Below are 16,973 nucleotides of genomic sequence, written 5' to 3'. Positions count from 1 at the left end.
AGAATTGAAGCAATTCCACGTAATTCAGAACCATTACAAACTAATTTCGTAAATTCGCCACAAAATTTAGATTCATGATTTCTACAGATATAGCCATCATTGGCGCAGGACCTGTTGGTCTATTTGCAATTTTCGAAGCAGGATTACTTAAAATGCGTTGTCATTTGATCGATTACCTTCCTCAGGTGGGTGGTCAGCTTTCTGAAATATATCCTAAAAAGCCGATTTATGATATCCCTGGATATCCTACGGTACTTGCTCAGGAACTAATTGATAATTTAGTAGAACAAGCTAAACCTTTCCACCCAGGTTATACTTTGGGTGAGCGTATTGAGGGTTTAGAGAAACGTGGTGAGCAGGATTTTGTGCTAACTACAAATATGGGTACCATCATTGAAGCTAAGGTAGTTGTTATTGCTGGCGGACTGGGTTGCTTTGAGCCTCGTAAACCTGCTGTTGCAGGATTAGAACAATTCGAGAATGGTAAAGGCGTCAACTATATGATCCTTGACCCGGAGAAATACCGTGGACAGAAAATGGTTATCGCTGGTGGTGGTGATTCAGCTTTAGACTGGGCTATCTTTTTAGCTGATGTTGTTGAAGAACTTACCTTAGTACACAGAAGCGAAAGTTTCAGAGGTGCACCAGACTCAGTAAATAAAGTAATGGAACTTGCTGAAAGCGGAAAAATCAACCTGATCCTGAACAGCAACCTGAACTCGGTATCTGGTTCTGGCAAACTGGAAAATGTTGAAGTGATCCACAACCGCAGCCTTGAGGTTACCAATATCTCTGCAGATCACCTGATTCCTTTATTCGGCTTGAGCCCTAAGTTGGGTCCAATCGAACAGTGGAACTTAAATATTAATAAAAGTGCCATCGAAGTAAATACCGATGATTACTCAACTAACATCCCAGGCATTTATGCTATTGGTGATATCAATACTTACACGAACAAATTAAAACTGATCCTTTGTGGTTTCCATGAGGCTGCCTTGATGAGTCATAGCGCTTACCAATACATGAACCCGGGAATCAAATACACAATGAAATATACTACCGTTAACGGCGTAGCAGAATTTTAAGCATGGAAGACAATAACATTACGGTTAGCGTTCAGAATCCTGACGGCACATTGACTGCACTTGAGGCCCCTGTAGATATGGGGTTGAGTTTAATGGAGTTTCTTAAAGCCTGCGAGTATGATATCCTGGCTACTTGCGGCGGGATGGCATTATGTGCCACCTGCTGTGTAGATGTGCTTGAAGGTGAAGAAAAATTAAATGAGATGTCTGACGATGAGTATGCCATGCTGGATACGCTTCCAGACTTGCTACCTAATTCCAGACTTGCTTGTCAGTTAAGGCTGAGCCCAGAAATGGATGGCTTGGTGGTCAAACTACACGGAGAATAAAAACTATTTATCGAGCCCTGCAATTGTTTTGCCGGGCTCGCCGATAGTTTTAAATGCCCCTTCCCCTTTCAAAATAGCGAGCATTTTAGGTGAATCCGTTAAGATAGATTTTGCAGCTCCGAGCTCCTGATCATACTGAAACGCCTGCTGTATCCTACCCTTCTCATAGAAATACCTGCTTACAATCTGGGTTTCCAGCATTTTCTTGATCTCTGGTTTATAGGTCAGCAATTCCGTTTTCTTTGCACTGCCCATTTTAGCTTTAAGGTCGTCAAGATCAGACTTAAGTAGTGCTGATTTATGCTCTTTCTCTGTCTCGGCTTTCAAATCTCCAAGTAAGCGTTCAGACGTAGATGTGTAATCAAAGTCTTTTGTTGCCAATGAATTCACAAATTGAGTGTAATCCCCATCGGTTATTTTAAATTCGGTCGCTGCACCAATTTCAGCATGATTCTTTCTATAGCTATTTGCATAATCGAAGAACATGTTTTTATTCAACAAAGCAATTGTTATCGGGTGCAACTTCTCAGCCGACACCACAACATCGGGATATATCCCTTTTCCATCGTAAACAGCCCTGCCGCTTTTTGTATTGAATTTCTTGATTAATGAATCTGCAAATTTATCACGTGCTCCGTTGGCATTTTTATGCGAATAATCGATCTCCTGAATGCATCTGCCAGAGGGGGTAAAATATTTCGCCACAGTAACCTTTACCAGGCTATTGTAGGGCAATGTAAAGGTTTGTTGGACCAATCCCTTACCATATGAACGTTGACCAACAACAACGGCCCTATCGAGATCCTGCAACGCTCCAGCAACAATTTCTGATGCTGATGCAGAAGAACCGCCAACAAGCACTACCAACGGCACGCTTTCCGCCATAGGCTGAAATGCTGTCCTGTAGGCAATGGTTTTTTCTGGATTACGTCCACGTTGAGTAACAACAAGTACATCTTTAGGCACGAATAGATTCACAATTTTTACCGCTTCCTGCAAAATCCCACCACCGTTATAACGGAGATCTAATATGAGTCCTTTAGGGTTTTGTTTGAGCAATTCCTGTGTGGCATCCTTCACCTCCTGAGCGGAGTTTTCAAGGAATTTATCCAACCTGATATAGCCCACCTGCCCGGTCATTGCCGAATAAACAACATTAGGCAGTTTAATCTCTTCCCTAACTAAATGCTTGTTCAGTACGCTCCCGTCACGAATGATAACAAGATCTAAAGCAGAATTTCTTGGCCCCCGCAGCAGCTGACTAATCTGCGTCCGGTCTTTTCCTTTTACGTCAACGCCATTAATCTTCACAAACTGATCACCGGCACGGATATCTTGTTTGTTTGCAGGATAACCTTCAGTTATTTCATTTACGTATAACTTGCCATCAACAAATACGGTACTGGCACCAATACCACCAAACTGCGTACTTACATACTTGAGTTTGTAATCTTCAATCTCAGATTCGGGAATGTATTCTGTATAGGGATCCAAGTTGTCGAGCATGGCGTCTATCCCTGTTTTCATCAAGTCAGACGGGTTGGTTTCGTCTACGTAGTTGATGCTTACTTCCTTATAGAGGGAAGCAAAAATATCTAGATTTTTGGAAACCTGAAACAGGTCTTCCTTAAAAGACCAGCCTAGGGAGGCACTTGCAAGCAAGGCCAGTGCGACTGCAGGTTTCCAGGCTCTCATTATAGTCTGTTGCCCTGCGGATCCGCAAGTGCTTTGTTAATGGTAAACTCTATGTATTTACGGTCTCTTTTTGTCAAGACAATCAGCTCTTCTACCAGACGTTCCTCATCACCAGGGGTAAACGCGATATCATTCTGGACAAGATCCCTGTATTTTCTCAGAAACTTAATTTTTACTTTCTGAGCGGTTTCCGGTGTAAGTGTAAAGCTTGCCATAGTCTGTTCTTTGATACAAAAATAAGAAAAAAATCCGCACAATGTTAGGCATCTGCGTATGTAACATGATTATCTGATCAATGTTAAGCTACCATTTAACTTCGGGCAATCAGTTTTAAGGTCGATGATATAATAATAAACGCCAATCGGCAGTGGCTTACCGTTAAACTGCCCATCAAAATCTGTTGCATAGCCCTTTGAATAAAATACACGCTCGCCATTGCGATTGAATACCGAAAACTCTGCTGTAGGATAATTTGCCGCCCCCTCAATTTTCCAGGTGTCATTACTGGTGTCCCCATTTGGAGAGAACGCATTCGGTACTTTAAGACTGCGGTTACTGGTATCGGTAAAATCAAGGATTCCACTGCTGAGTACACATCCATTTACGTCGGTAACAACGAGCTCATAATTACCGGGAATTACACCGGTCAGATTAAGGTTATTATACACTTGCTGATGCGCCGAATTAAACCAGGCGTATTTATATGGTGCTGTAGTACCTGATAAGACGATTCCCTTAACGGTTATAATTTTACCATCACAACTTACCGTCTGTGCCAAGTCTTTTAAATCCAAGATGGGGGGCTTAACTTCTCCGACAGTAAAAACACCTGCGACATTGCTACATCTGGCGCCGTTAGAAGCAGTGAGTGTATACACCCCTTTAGAAATCCCAGATAGTAACGCTTGATTACCCACAACAGCGCCACTTTCATTACGCCAGGTAAGTTGTGTCGGCACAGCATTATCGTACCCGGTCACCAATATGCTCCCATTGTTCTTTTCGCAATTAGCGGCGGTAACATTTGCCTTTGCTTTATATACGAGATCGACATTAGGAATGGTATAATCCGGGCTTTGCAACATACATGCGCCCGGTTGTCCCGCAATCAGATAGTAGACCCCAGCCGGAACGTTAGCCAGGCTACTGTTTCTACCAACAATAGCGCCGGCAGCATTGTACCAGGTAAAAGTAGTCGCGTCTGTAATCGTTACATTACTGATACTTCCCCCTGCACCTCCACATGTCGTACCGGTGATCAATTTATTCTGATCTGACAATTTTGGCCTCGAAAATGATGCAGTTGCACCGTCGGCGTTTGTACCCAGGCTGGTGATCCCTGCTGTCAAAGTACCTGTATAATTCCACCTTCCATCGGCTCCAGTTGGAATTGTTGCAATCCAGGTTTTACCTTGACAATCCGGGCAGGTATCATCATAAAATAGTTCAATTTTGCTATTGGGAAGATATGTTCCGGAAGCCCCGGCCGAAGTAATCGTCGAGATTCTCGACTGTGTTACCGACTTGCCTGTTGGCAAATCTTTAAAGGAAATCGCATTTTCTGTGTTGCAGTATATGCTATTTCTTAATATGGATATGGGGTAAGAGACTTCGATAAAAATCCCCGTTTTGTTATAGGCGATGATGTTTGCATCCGAAGCGTTGGCACCGCCAATTACGCCGGCCTGAGAGGTAGCGATATAAACTCCTCTATTATTGCCGAAATTTTCTGTTCCCGCAGCACCAGTTCCAATTCTGTTGTTACTAATTTGAAAGCCAGCCCCGACATTACTCACTAAGATTCCTGTTGCCTGCCCCACAATCAAGTTTCCCACAATCTTCGGCTTGCTACCGATACCATTTACGTAAATTCCATTGGCTGCATTTGATGATATAACACCAGATTGCCCGTCCAGCCCGATAACATTGTTTAAGACGTTGATTGTTTCTTCCGCAGCACCAAGTGCAATACCATTACTGGTGTTTGCTCCAAAGCGATTGCCTTCGGCAATTGTATTTCCTCCAATCAATCCATTGCGCATAAAACTAATATCTATCCCTGATTCATTGGGTGCTGCAGCCCGCCCATCTTCCGTCATACCAAAAATATTTGATGCGATAATAAGATTATCGAGAAACTGAGTCGTTGTAGCGTAAGGCGCTAAAATACCAGCATAGCTACCAGTAAAACAGTTGGGTTTACTAGGTGCGCCGATTTTTATATTTGATGAATGAAATAAATAGATGCCACCCTTTTTTTCCGAAATAGGCCCTTGTGGGTCTGCCCGGAATCCTCTGAAAAGCATACCGTAAATTTCTATATTGCTCACGTCAGCAACTATGATCCCATTTATATAGTCTGTCGTCCCGCGTGTCAGCACTACCCTGATATTCGTATTCAGCAAAGCCGAAAAGGGTTGTGTCGTACCATCAATAACAATATTAGAAGTTAAAGCTGGCAGATCACTAAGCAAGCTTATAGTAACATCTGCTGCAGTACTGCCTGGCAAACTAAATTGAATAATATCAGCACTTGTACTATTTGCATTTGCCTGTTCAATAGCGCTCCTTAAGGTACCAGGTCCAGAGTCTTCTTTGGATGTAACTGTGATTGTAGCAGCTTTTGCAACTACAGCGGTCAACAGCAGAAAAGAAAACATGAGCTTACGCATGGCGCAGTTATTTTAGATAATAAAAAAAGCCAGGTCGATTTGACCTGGCTTAAAATTAAAATATTTTTTCTTAATAAAATGTCGTCCAAAAAGTAAAAGCCGGAGGATAAGTAGCATTACCAGCCACACCCCTTAGATACAGGGTAACTGCTGTACCTTTTACTAAAGTAATTGCAGTAGTGAAACTGGCAACAACTGCTCCTGTTGCAGAGTTTGTAATTGAATAAACATTTGCCTTACCTGGGTTGGGCATACTTGCAAAGTCCGAAGTCTTACCAAATGCAACATTTGTCGCAATCTTGGTTGATACCCCTCCAAATGTTTGGATCAGATCAACATTTGGGCTACCTGTATACAAATTGGCAAAACGGATAAATATCTTTGACGTATCAAGTGCAATTTTTGTATCCTCGAATACTAGGGACGACTCAATCTTTTTCGAAGTCGTGTTATAAACACCACCTGTAACTATCGTGTAGTATTTTCCCGGTGCCATATTGTACGGCGAAGTAAAAACTTCCAGTCCACGGTCTGCTACTGGTACTGCAGCAGTAGTAAGCTTAGCCGAAAGCGTATGATTACCTGGAGTTGTTACTGCGTAACCTGTGCTTGGAAAAAGACCATTAAAAACAACTCCACCCTCTACTCCTGTAGTCGAATATAATCCCGAGGACTTGGTTCCATCAAGAAAATAGTTTACCGCAGGGCTACCAGCCGACAAATTCACTACTTTAAAAAACGAATATTTCGGATCTGCAGGTTGAATCTTTTCATAAACTGTGGTTTCAACAAGTTCTTGTTTTTTACATGAGGTTAATAGTCCAATACTAACCACAATTAAATATATAATTCTTTTCATATCTTCTAGTTAGTTTCTGTAAACCACATCAATTTAGTATGGTAATCGTTATCTAAACCACCAATTTTTCTCAATGCAGCGGTATTCCAAAGGTACTCTGAGTTGTAACGCGGACGGTATCTTTGTGCAGGTTTTCCGCCATTATCAACATAGAAAGTTGTAGGGAAAACAAACACGCCAGCATATGGATTATTGCCTTTCGAATCTCCCGAAATGTAATGGTATTTACGCAGGTCAGACCATGTTTCAACAAATCCATAGCCATACAAGGCCAGATACTTTTGTAACATGATGTCTTTCAATGTCAGTACATCTGCAGTTTGTTTAACAGCGGCACTAGTTAAGTAAGCGCTAATTTGTGCACTTGGAATTGCCGTACCTAAAGCACTTACAAATTCAATACTTGCCCTTATACCATTCTTGTATGCCTCTAGAGCCATTGCATTATTACCCATTCTAAATGCTGCCTCAGCTTTGATAAACTGCATTTCAGCATAGGTCATAATTGGAAATCCTGCCGCATCCTTAAACAGATATTTACCCTGACCAGCTGCCGGAACAACCGAATTAAGTGCACCCCATGGATTCGGAATGGATAAGTAAGGTGTTCCATCCGAGGCAATTGATGATCCTGGGAAGGTCCCTTTATAAGTTCCATCTGCTAACGGGGTAATCATCGTCTGGATTCTTGGATCTAGCGTAGGATTTAAAGTTCCTGTAAACGTTGTTCCATCAAGCAAACCAACAATCATTCTAGTTTGACGATAAAGGGATAAGTTGTTTCTTAATGGCCCATAGAAGTTACCATTTGTAGCTGTAGTACCTCCATTAGGTACAATAAAATTATCAGCATTGCCTTCAAGTGATTTATTCACATAGTCAATCACTTTAGCCGGATCATAATTTGCCTTATTGATCAGATTATTTGCATTCCTTGCCAAAACGCCATAATTGAATTTAACCCACTTCGCATTAACGCCTTGATAAACTAAATCTGCAGAAGACATCTTGCCAACAGTCCCATTTCCGTCAGTTCTCGTGAAGTTCTTAATAGACTCATTAGCCAATCTTACAACTTCTGCATAAACATCTTGTTGTGGATCGTAATCGAAAACGTAACGTCCAGGCTCAAATGCCTGTTTCAGAATAATATCTCCATGGTAGTCAGTTGTAGTCTGCCAGCTCCATGCTTTCATAGCTTGCGCCATACCAACATAGTTCCACTCCTGCTGACTGGTTGACTTATCAATAATTAAATTAAGGTTTCCACCGAGTCCATAATAGTTAGTCCTCCAGATTTCACCTGCTGCATCACTACCTGAGATCCAGCCATGGGTCTCACCTACGTTAACTGCTCCGCCAAAGTACTGAATTACTCCACCAACATATCTGGAATCATACTGAATCCCACGCTCCATTTGTGCAAACAAAGGAGGTGTCAGTGACTTGCTATCCGGATCCTGTGGCGTAGCCGGATCCGTGTTAATATCCAAATACTTTTTACAGCCCGCTGCACTCATCAGTGCGAAGGCAAAAAATAATATATATATCTTTCTCATCTTGATCTTAATTAAAATCCTACTCTAACTCCAAAATTATATGCTCTTGGTAAGCCGATGTTTCCGAAGTCGATACCGGATCCACCAAGACCACCAGCAGCAGCACTTAAACCACTCACCTGAGGATCTACACCATTATAGTTTGTAAGCATCAGCAAGTCTGTACCAGTTACGAATACATTGACACTTTTAAACGTTTTGCTTCCTACAAAAAGCTGCTTTGGTAAATTGTAACTCAATGTCACATCTTTCAGCCTGATCCAATTTACATCCTTCTGCAAGAAATCTGCAGTGTTGGAGAACGTCGAATAATAGCTTGTTGTAATGTAAGGAATTACTACTACGTTATTTTTTGTAGGGTTTGCAGTATTTTCCAAGCCATCTCTGAATACGCCTTGAATGATACGTGGAACCTCCCTGTCGAGCGTCAATTTAGACAAACCCCTTGCGTACAAATATTGCTCCGTTGCATTATAGATATCTCCACCTTTTCTAATATCAAGCAAGAACGAAAGATTGAAGTTTTTATACGTAAAACTATTTGTTACACCCACAGTAAAGTCCGGTGCACGATCTCCGATTGGTGTGAAAACAGCATCCCTAATCGGCATCCCATTTGCTGGGTTAATTAATAACTGACCGGCATTGTTATAGAGATAATTCTGTCCCGCAAATGCTGAGATAGAAGATCCAACAGTGTATTGTGCTCTCACATCATCAGTAAGCCAGGTATCCGAAAGATAAAATACGTCTTGTCCTGCTGGCAAACTCAGAATGTTACCACGAGTACGGGCTACGTTTGCAGATATATCCCAACTGAAGTTCTCATTTTGGATTGGTGTACCTTTAACTAATAACTCAAACCCACGGTTTCTGATTTTACCACTGTTAATATAACCAAGAATAGCTCCAGTACCGTAACTTAAACGTGGTGCAGTAATTTGTTTATCCGAAACATTCTCGTAATATGTAAAGTCTATTGATAGGCGATTCTTTAGGAAACCCATTTCAAAACCTGCTTCTTTAGATGTGGTAAACTCAGCTACAAGATCAGGATTCCCGGCGGTTACATCCGTTGCATAACCCCCACCCGTTGTTCCCTGAGCAACAAGTTTGGTTTTAGTAACGTAAGCATTTCTCGCATCTTTACCAGACTGTCCCCATGAAGCACGTAATTTACCCATGGATAACCAGCTCATTTTTTTAAATGGTGCAAGTTCTGAGAATACAAAGCTTAATGAGGTTGCCGGATAGAAGAAGCTGTAGTTGTTAACAGGAAGAGTAGATGAATAATCCTGGCGACCGGTTAAAGTCAGGTACAGAAAGTCAGCATACCCTAACTCAGCATTTACAAAACCACCTACTTTACGCTTTAACTCGTCATTGAAAGTCACACGTTGTGTAGTTGGGTCAGTATTGTTAATGCTGTAATAATTTTCCTGATAAAAACGTGTTCCAAACTGTGCGTTTGTTTGATAAGAATCATCCGTTAAATCTCCACCAATGCGGATAATAGGTTTGAATTTACCAAAGTCTTTTCTAAACGTTGCAACAACTGCACTGTTAAACAATCTTGAATTGGCATTGAAGGTATTGATACCACCACCAACAAATGTTGATCCTGTTTTAGTTGCGTCGTATGACTGTGGATGATAGGCTGACAAACCCTGTTGTGCGAAAACGTCAGCACCAACTCGTGCGGAAAGTGCAAACCAATCAGCAGGCTTATAGTCTACTCCTACATTTGATAATACCCTATTCACTTTATCCCAGTTAGGGTTTTTATTTAGAGACCAGTATGGATTATCTAATTCTCCAGATAAACTTCCTGTAATCGTTCTGCGATTACCATTTGCATCCAGATAATTACGCATGTCATCAACTAAAGGCCAAGAAAGTGAGCTCAACATAGCGCTTCCCACACCTTTATAGGCTTTATCAGTACGATTATTGATGTAGTTGATCGAAGCATTCATGCTAACCTTATCACTAATCTTCGAAGTTACTGACACTTTGAAGTCTAACTTTTTATAACCTGTTGTAGGAATCATTCCGGTTTGATCGGTATAGCTAATTCCCGATCTTACAGATAATTTTTCAGATCCTCCCTCAACAGAAGCATTGTGTCTCTGTGTAAATCCCGTTTTGTAAAAGTTACCAATATTATCAATCAGTGTCCGGTTAGCTGGATATTTAGCGCCGAAATAGGTTCTCGTACGAACTTCCTCATCGAAAATACCACCGGCACCACCACCATATACGGTCTGAATCTCCGGGAACTTATATACATTCTCAATACGGAATGCGTTGTTATAGGTTACACGTGTTGTTCCTGCTTTTGCTCTTTTAGTGGTAATAACTACAGCACCTGATGCACCTTGCGTACCATATAAAGCCGCAGCCTCAGGACCTTTTAAGATTGTCAATGACTCAATTTCTTCTGGATTGATATCCATTGCACGGTTACCAAAGTCGTTGGTTCTGTTAAAACCACCCTGACCTACCAAACTATAATCGCTGAACGTTCTGTTTGAGATTGGCAAACCATCGATAACGAATAAGGGCTGATTATCTCCATCCAGGGAAACACCGCCACGAATCACCATCGAAGATGATGCACCTGGTGTACCCGAAGTCGGCGTAATGATAGCACCAGCTACCCTTCCCTGCAACGCATTTAAGAAGTTGTCACGTTGTGTAGTAGCAATATCAGATCCTTTTAATGTTTGTGCCGAGTATCCCATCGCTTTCTTATCACGGGTAATACCCATTGCCGTTACAACGACCTCAGATAATGCATTCTGATCTTCGGCAAGAACTACATTCACAGCACCAGACCCTACGGTCTTATCCTGCGCCAGCATTCCAATAAAAGTAAACGTTAAAACATCGCCCGGCTTAGCAACGATGCTGAAGGTACCTGCGGTGGTTGTCTGACTGACAACCTGGGTGCCCTTTACACGCACAGACACCCCTGGCATAGGCTGTCCGTCAGTAGAAGTGACCTTCCCTGTAACATTACCTTGCTGAGCAAACGCTTGTGTTGCCAACAGGATAATGCCCCATAATAACATGAGTAATTTTTTTTTCATGAATGGTTGAATTAGGTGAATTAGTTGATTTTGGTTGTTTGCAACTCTTGAAACACGCACTTTCACGCATTTTAAGCATTGTCAAGTAAATATCATAAATGTTTTCCACTATTAAAAAGAAATATTAAACTATTTTAATATGTTCGTGCAGACTTATATTGCAGAAACCCGCAGAATACCGCATAATATTCTAACATTAATTTATAACTTTAGCTAAAACTTAATTTATGCTCAAAAAGGAGAGACACGATTACATTATGCGGCAAATTAACCTGCATAACCGCGTTTTGACCTCAGATCTGGTCCAATTACTGACAGTTTCTGAAGATACAATCCGCCGAGACCTTCAGGAACTTTGTGATAATAAACAATTGAATAAAGTTCATGGTGGTGCACTCTCGAAATCGTATCAAAGTACGTTTGACGACAGTCAGGTTTATGCCCGTGACGCTAAAATTAACATTGCAAAAAAAGCAATCTCCCTCATCAAGGAAGGCATGGTTATCCTTATTGGCGGTGGTACCACCATCATTGAGCTCGTTAAACAGTTTCCTGAAAACATCCACGCAACCTTTTTTACCATCAGCCCTTTTGTTGCTATCGAGCTTGCCAAATACCCGAGAGCAGAAGTAATCCTTATCGGTGGCTTATTCTCAAAGAACTCACAGGTGGCCTATGGAGCAAACGCGATCAATCAACTCGCAGAAATCAACGCTGATCTTTGTCTTCTCGGCACAAGTGCTATCCATCCGAAGGAAGGCCTTACCGATACAGACTGGGAAATCAACCACCTCAAGAAAACAATGCTGAATTCCTCACGCCGTTCCGCAATCCTTTGTATCTCTGAAAAGATGAATATTACACTGCGACTGAAAGTTGCACCACTTCAAAATATTGACTACCTGATTACTGAGTTGCCGGCAACGGATGCAAAACTCGATGACTACAGAATTAAGAACCTTCAGATTCTTTAATAAAATCTTTGACAATCCGTACGGTTAGGTAACTTTACTGCTCCGTACTTACAAAAGCACAATCCAAATGGCACGATTAAATCTCCTGGAAGAAACCAGGTTTGAAAAACTACCGGTTTCTGTATTTGAAAATCCTAAAGCAGCTTCCCTTCATGTTGCCGGCCGCATTGCAGCCATCATCAGAAAGAAACAAGATGCAGCTGAGCACGCAGTCCTTGGTCTCGCAACCGGCGCTACTCCTGTTGCAGTATACGCAGAACTGGTTAGACTACACAAAGAAGAAGGCTTGAGCTTTAAAAACGTGATCACATTCAACTTGGACGAGTATTATCCAATGGGCCCGGATGCAGCACAGAGCTATGTCTCCTTTATGAATGACAATCTTTTCGATCATATTGATATCGACAAGAACAACGTACATATTCCTGATGGAACATTGAAGCTGGAAGAAATCCCTGCTTTCTGCCTCGCATATGAGAAAAAGATTGGTGATCTTGGTGGCCTGGATATCCAGATTCTCGGCATCGGCCGTACGGGTCACATCGGCTTTAATGAGCCGGGATCAGCGCCAAACTCCGGTACGCGATTGGTTACGCTTGATGACCTTACACGCAGGGATGCTGCACGCGATTTTGGTGGTAAATCTTTTGTACCCACAAAAGCAATCACAATGGGTATTGGCACGATCTTCAAAGCTAAAGAGATCGTCCTGATGGCATGGAATAGAAAAAAAGCATCTATTATAAAGAAAGCCGTAGAGGGCGAAATCTCCAGTGAAGTTCCTGCCACTTATCTGCAGTTGTCTGATAACGTAGAATTTATTCTGGATAAAGATGCTGCATCTTTATTAACACGCTTTGATACCCCTTGGCTGGTTAAAGATTGTATATGGGACGAAGTACTTACCCGTAAAGCGGTCATCTGGCTAGCCAACACGTTAAAAAAGCCAATCCTGAAACTGACAGAAGACGACTTTAACAACCATGGTATGGCACAACTCGCCGTTGAAAAAGGTCCTGTTTACAATATCAATATCCATATTTTCAATAAACTGCAACATACCATCACCGGCTGGCCGGGAGGGAAACCAAATGCAGATGATTCTCAGCGCCCGGAAAGAGCTGAACCTGCGCATAAACGCGTAATCATCTTTTCTCCACATCCTGATGATGATGTGATCTCCATGGGTGGAACTTTCATTCGCCTGGTTGATCAGCAGCATGATGTCCATGTAGCATACCAAACATCGGGCAATACTGCCGTTTGGGACGATGATGCGCTCCGCTTTGTCGAGTTCAGTATCGACTTCGCCGAGAAAATGGGGATGCCACAAACGGAACTTCATATGTTGTACAATAACATGCGTAGCTTTATTGAGCAGAAAAGACCAAATCAAGTTGATACACCCGAAATTCAGACCGTGAAAGGCCTGATCCGCAAAGGTGAAGCAACGGCCGGCGCAAGATATGCCGGACTGGAGGATGACCATATCCATTTTATGGCGCTTCCTTTTTACGAAACCGGTAAAAACCAGAAAAACCCGGTAACCAACGCCGATGTTCAAATTACGATAGATCTCTTGCAACGCATTAAACCTGAACAGATATTTGCCGCCGGAGATTTTGAGGATCCGCACGGTACACATATTGTTTGCTTTAACATCATCCTTCAGGCTATGGCCGTACTCAGGGAAACCGAAGCTTGGGCCCAGGATTGCTGGCTATGGATGTACAGAGGCGCATGGCTTGAATTCGAAACCCACGAAATTGAGATGGCTGTTCCCCTTAGTCCTCAGGAACTTGAAAAGAAAAAATATGCTATCTTTAAACACCAGTCGCAAAAAGACCGTGCGGTATTCCCTGGTGATGACTCGAGAGAGTTCTGGAAAAGAGCAGAAGACAGAAACAGGGAAACGGCTAAAGCTTATGATGAGCTCGGCCTGGCAGAATATGAAGCTATGGAAGCTTTTGTGCGCTGGAAATTTTAAACCAGTATAAACGAATGGAAAAAAACACCCAGCGGCTGCTTTCTCTTGATGTATTCAGGGGAGCAACAGTAGCGGCCATGATTTTGGTCAATAACCCGGGCGACTGGGGTAATATTTACATGCCGCTGGAGCATTCGGGCTGGAACGGCTGCACGCCTACCGACCTCATATTTCCATTCTTCCTGTTTATTGTAGGGGTCTCTATTGCTTATGCCATGTCAGGGAAAAAAGCAGATCCCGCAACACATAACAAAACAATTTTACGGGCAGTAAAACGCGCAGCCATATTGTTTGGCTTGGGTCTTTTCCTGTCCGTTTATCCTAAAATCTTTACCACACCCATCGAAGCACTGAAAGTAGTCCGGATACCGGGCGTATTACAGCGCATCGCCGTAGTCTTCCTTGTTTCGGCTATTGTATTTCTTAAAAACTCTGAGAAAAACATCTTTAGGATTGCATTGGGACTACTGTTAGTCTATTGGGCATTGATGACTTTTGTTCCTGTGCCACATCTGGGCTATGCCAACCTCGAAAAAGAAACAAACCTTGGTGCGTGGCTTGACAGAACCCTGCTTACTGAAGCGCACTTATGGAAGTCGGCTAAAACCTGGGATCCTGAAGGAATCCTCAGCACAGTCCCAGCAATAGCATCCGGGCTTTTTGGTGTCCTTATAGGCAGCTACCTGCGCCGTAAAGAGATTGAGGAATCTACCAGGATTGCCTGGCTATTTACCGTCGGGCTGTTAGCCACGGGTGCCGGCCTGATTTGGGATCTTGAATTCCCGATCAACAAATCGTTATGGACAAGTTCCTTTGTGTTGTATACAGGAGGATTGGCAACACTGGTGCTTGCACTCTGTTATTGGCTCATCGACGTACATCAGCAGAAAAAATTCACTACCCCATTTGTGGTCTATGGAATGAATGCCATCACTGTTTTTTTCTTGTCAGGCCTGCTCCCGAGAACACTCAACATGTTCTCTGTAACGATGCCCGATGGTAGCAGCAAAGGATTACAGTCTTGGATGTATACCAGCTGGATTACACCATATTTTTCTCCCGTCAATGCTTCTTTAATATGGGCGGTAGCACAGGTCCTCTTCTGGTTCGTTATTCTGAGCATCATGTACAAAAAGAAGATCTTCATCAAAGTATAAAAATAAGAAAGGCACCATTAACGGTGCCTTTCTGCTATTTGGTCTGTACGCCTACCGGGCCACTTGGTTCACTTTCGTTCTTTAACCTGTCAAGCGCCGTAACCAGATAATTGTACCTTTTTCCTTTTTCAATCTTCGTATCTATAAATGAAGTAAAATCCTCAAAGCTGATCCTTAAGATATTTTTCGGATTCAACACAGAGATTTTCTCGCCCTCTTCAAAGCGGTAAATCACATAGCCTGATGCCGTTTCTCCGTCTTTAGCTTTCAGTGGCTTTACCCATTTTAAGTGAACACCGTCGGCCATCGCATCTGCAGCAAAATCCTGTGGTGCATTGGGCACAATCTCGTCCAGCCAAGGCATCTGCGGCGGTAATGCAGGATACTTGTATAAGTTTAAGCGCAAAGAATCTGCAGCTGCCCGTGCAACAGTAGAAAGAGATTTTGAGCTAAAGAATATGCTGCCCTGCACCCGATTGTTATTCCTGATATAACGAACCTGGTCAGGAAGCTGTGCCGCTATACGCCATGCTGCCTCAGATTTACTGTTTACCAGGTAGGCTGCCTGACCGATATAAAGATGACGGCCAAAGGCATTATCGCTCCACCAGTCTACAAGCGTCCCAAAAGGAGCAACCCGCCTGGTAAAGGTAAAGTAGATCTGTGGATTGATATAATCTACCCAACCCTCTTTAATCCACTTTCTGGAGTCAGCATAAAGCTCTGAATAGTTAGACAAACCACTGGTTTTAGAGCCTAAAGTATCCTCCGCAGCGTTCTTCCAGATCCCGAACGGACTGATACCAAACTTCACATAATTTTTATAATGGTGGATGCTGTCGTCCAGCATCTTGATCAGCATATCCACATTATTCCGGCGCCAGTCTTTCAAATCAGTAATCCCATTCGGGTATTTCTGAAAAGTCAGACTGTCATTAATCCTTTGCCCTGAAATAGGATACGGATAGAAATAGTCATCGAAGTGAATCCCATCCACATCATACCCTTTAACAACATCCAGGATTACCTGAACAATATACTCACGAACCTCAGGCAAACCTGGATCAAACTGCTTCTGCCCCCCATAAACGAAAAACAAATCAGGTCTCTTCTGTGTCATGTGCTCCGGACTCACTACCTCGCCGGCACCCATTGTTGCCCGATAAGGATTAAACCAGGCATGGAGCTCCATACCCCTGAAATGAGCTTCCTTAATGGCAAACTCCAAGGGGTCATAACCAGGACTTGGTGCGATCCCTTGCTTACCCATCAGATACCTGCTCCATGGCTCCCTGGATTTAGCATATAATGCATCTGCGGTAGGCCTAACCTGCAGCATAATCGCATTGATACCCATTTGTTTATGACGCTCCAATATTCCAATCAGCTCTTGTTTCTGCTGATCAGCTGTTAATCCGGGTCTTGATGGCCAGTCTATATTCGTAACCGTTGCTACCCAGACTCCCCTGAACTCCCGCTTGGGAGCAAATTTTTCTACTTCCTGTGCTTTAACCTGCGTACCGATACTACATGCAAGCAACATGGCATAGATCAGCTTCTTATA

General features: G+C 42.7%; 12 protein-coding genes. 5 read left to right on the top strand and 7 right to left on the bottom strand.

Going from position 1 to position 16,973, the window contains the following annotated elements:
- Positions 1-74 precede the first annotated feature (74 nt).
- Both CLV32_RS18460 and CLV32_RS18455 read left to right on the top strand, forming a co-directional pair.
- Positions 75-1,085: an NAD(P)/FAD-dependent oxidoreductase gene (locus tag CLV32_RS18460; protein WP_133558304.1), complete on the top strand. Its 1,011-nt coding sequence runs from the start codon at positions 75-77 to the stop codon at positions 1,083-1,085.
- Positions 1,086-1,087: 2 nt separating this feature from the next.
- The gene (locus tag CLV32_RS18455; RefSeq protein WP_133558301.1) at positions 1,088-1,414 is read left to right on the top strand and encodes a 2Fe-2S iron-sulfur cluster-binding protein; all 327 of its coding nucleotides are present in this window, start codon (positions 1,088-1,090) and stop codon (positions 1,412-1,414) included.
- A gap of 3 nt (positions 1,415-1,417) precedes the next feature.
- On the opposite strand, the gene CLV32_RS18450 is transcribed toward CLV32_RS18455, so the two are convergent.
- From CLV32_RS18450 to CLV32_RS18425, 6 genes are all read right to left on the bottom strand, one after another.
- Entirely contained in the window at positions 1,418-3,109 is a 1,692-nt protein-coding gene (locus CLV32_RS18450; protein WP_133558299.1) for a S41 family peptidase, read from the bottom strand.
- Positions 3,109-3,324 (bottom strand): hypothetical protein, encoded by a 216-nt coding sequence (locus CLV32_RS18445; RefSeq protein WP_133558297.1) that lies wholly within the window; start codon positions 3,322-3,324, stop codon positions 3,109-3,111. Before CLV32_RS18445 ends, CLV32_RS18450 begins: the two co-directional genes overlap by 1 nt.
- Before the next feature lie 69 nt (positions 3,325-3,393).
- The gene (locus tag CLV32_RS18440; RefSeq protein ID WP_133558296.1) at positions 3,394-5,781 is read right to left on the bottom strand and encodes a T9SS type B sorting domain-containing protein; all 2,388 of its coding nucleotides are present in this window, start codon (positions 5,779-5,781) and stop codon (positions 3,394-3,396) included.
- Positions 5,782-5,851: 70 nt separating this feature from the next.
- Positions 5,852-6,640: a DUF4397 domain-containing protein gene (locus tag CLV32_RS18435; protein WP_133558294.1), complete on the bottom strand. Its 789-nt coding sequence runs from the start codon at positions 6,638-6,640 to the stop codon at positions 5,852-5,854.
- Positions 6,641-6,645: 5 nt separating this feature from the next.
- Complete coding sequence (locus CLV32_RS18430; RefSeq protein WP_133558292.1) at positions 6,646-8,199, bottom strand: SusD/RagB family nutrient-binding outer membrane lipoprotein; 1,554 nt, start codon at positions 8,197-8,199, stop codon at positions 6,646-6,648.
- 11 nt (positions 8,200-8,210) lie between these two features.
- The gene (locus tag CLV32_RS18425; protein ID WP_133558290.1) at positions 8,211-11,291 is read right to left on the bottom strand and encodes a SusC/RagA family TonB-linked outer membrane protein; all 3,081 of its coding nucleotides are present in this window, start codon (positions 11,289-11,291) and stop codon (positions 8,211-8,213) included.
- Between the two features lie 227 nt (positions 11,292-11,518).
- On the opposite strand from CLV32_RS18425, the gene CLV32_RS18420 reads away from it, so the two are divergent.
- The 3 genes from CLV32_RS18420 to CLV32_RS18410 all read left to right on the top strand — a co-directional run bounded on the left by CLV32_RS18420 (position 11,519) and on the right by CLV32_RS18410 (position 15,409).
- Positions 11,519-12,265 (top strand): DeoR/GlpR family DNA-binding transcription regulator, encoded by a 747-nt coding sequence (locus CLV32_RS18420; protein ID WP_133558288.1) that lies wholly within the window; start codon positions 11,519-11,521, stop codon positions 12,263-12,265.
- 61 nt (positions 12,266-12,326) lie between these two features.
- Positions 12,327-14,252, top strand: a complete 1,926-nt coding sequence (nagB, locus tag CLV32_RS18415) for a glucosamine-6-phosphate deaminase (protein WP_133558286.1) — start codon at positions 12,327-12,329, stop codon at positions 14,250-14,252.
- A gap of 14 nt (positions 14,253-14,266) precedes the next feature.
- Entirely contained in the window at positions 14,267-15,409 is a 1,143-nt protein-coding gene (locus tag CLV32_RS18410) for an acyltransferase family protein (RefSeq protein ID WP_133558284.1), read from the top strand.
- 34 nt (positions 15,410-15,443) lie between these two features.
- Here CLV32_RS18410 and CLV32_RS18405 read toward each other — a convergent pair whose 3' ends face one another.
- Positions 15,444-16,952, bottom strand: coding sequence for a glycoside hydrolase family 10 protein (locus tag CLV32_RS18405; RefSeq protein ID WP_133558692.1), 1,509 nt, complete (start codon positions 16,950-16,952; stop codon positions 15,444-15,446).
- Positions 16,953-16,973 lie beyond the last annotated feature (21 nt).

This window comes from Pedobacter duraquae (assembly GCF_004362245.1).
GTDB lineage: Bacteria > Bacteroidota > Bacteroidia > Sphingobacteriales > Sphingobacteriaceae > Pedobacter > Pedobacter duraquae.
This window is presented reverse-complemented; position numbering and strand designations above follow the sequence as displayed.

Excerpts from the sequence above, each read along its gene's own strand:
- CLV32_RS18420 (WP_133558288.1), top strand. The coding sequence starts at position 11,519 with ATGCTCAAAAAGGAGAGACACGATTACATTATGCGGCAAATTAACCTG.
- CLV32_RS18405 (WP_133558692.1), bottom strand. The coding sequence starts at position 16,952 with ATGTTGCTTGCATGTAGTATCGGTACGCAGGTTAAAGCACAGGAAGTA.
- CLV32_RS18430 (WP_133558292.1), bottom strand. The coding sequence starts at position 8,199 with ATGAGAAAGATATATATATTATTTTTTGCCTTCGCACTGATGAGTGCA.
- CLV32_RS18450 (WP_133558299.1), bottom strand. The coding sequence starts at position 3,109 with ATGAGAGCCTGGAAACCTGCAGTCGCACTGGCCTTGCTTGCAAGTGCC.
- CLV32_RS18460 (WP_133558304.1), top strand. The coding sequence starts at position 75 with ATGATTTCTACAGATATAGCCATCATTGGCGCAGGACCTGTTGGTCTA.
- CLV32_RS18455 (WP_133558301.1), top strand. The coding sequence starts at position 1,088 with ATGGAAGACAATAACATTACGGTTAGCGTTCAGAATCCTGACGGCACA.
- CLV32_RS18445 (WP_133558297.1), bottom strand. The coding sequence starts at position 3,324 with ATGGCAAGCTTTACACTTACACCGGAAACCGCTCAGAAAGTAAAAATT.
- CLV32_RS18410 (WP_133558284.1), top strand. The coding sequence starts at position 14,267 with ATGGAAAAAAACACCCAGCGGCTGCTTTCTCTTGATGTATTCAGGGGA.
- CLV32_RS18435 (WP_133558294.1), bottom strand. The coding sequence starts at position 6,640 with ATGAAAAGAATTATATATTTAATTGTGGTTAGTATTGGACTATTAACC.
- CLV32_RS18440 (WP_133558296.1), bottom strand. The coding sequence starts at position 5,781 with ATGCGTAAGCTCATGTTTTCTTTTCTGCTGTTGACCGCTGTAGTTGCA.
- CLV32_RS18425 (WP_133558290.1), bottom strand. The coding sequence starts at position 11,291 with ATGAAAAAAAAATTACTCATGTTATTATGGGGCATTATCCTGTTGGCA.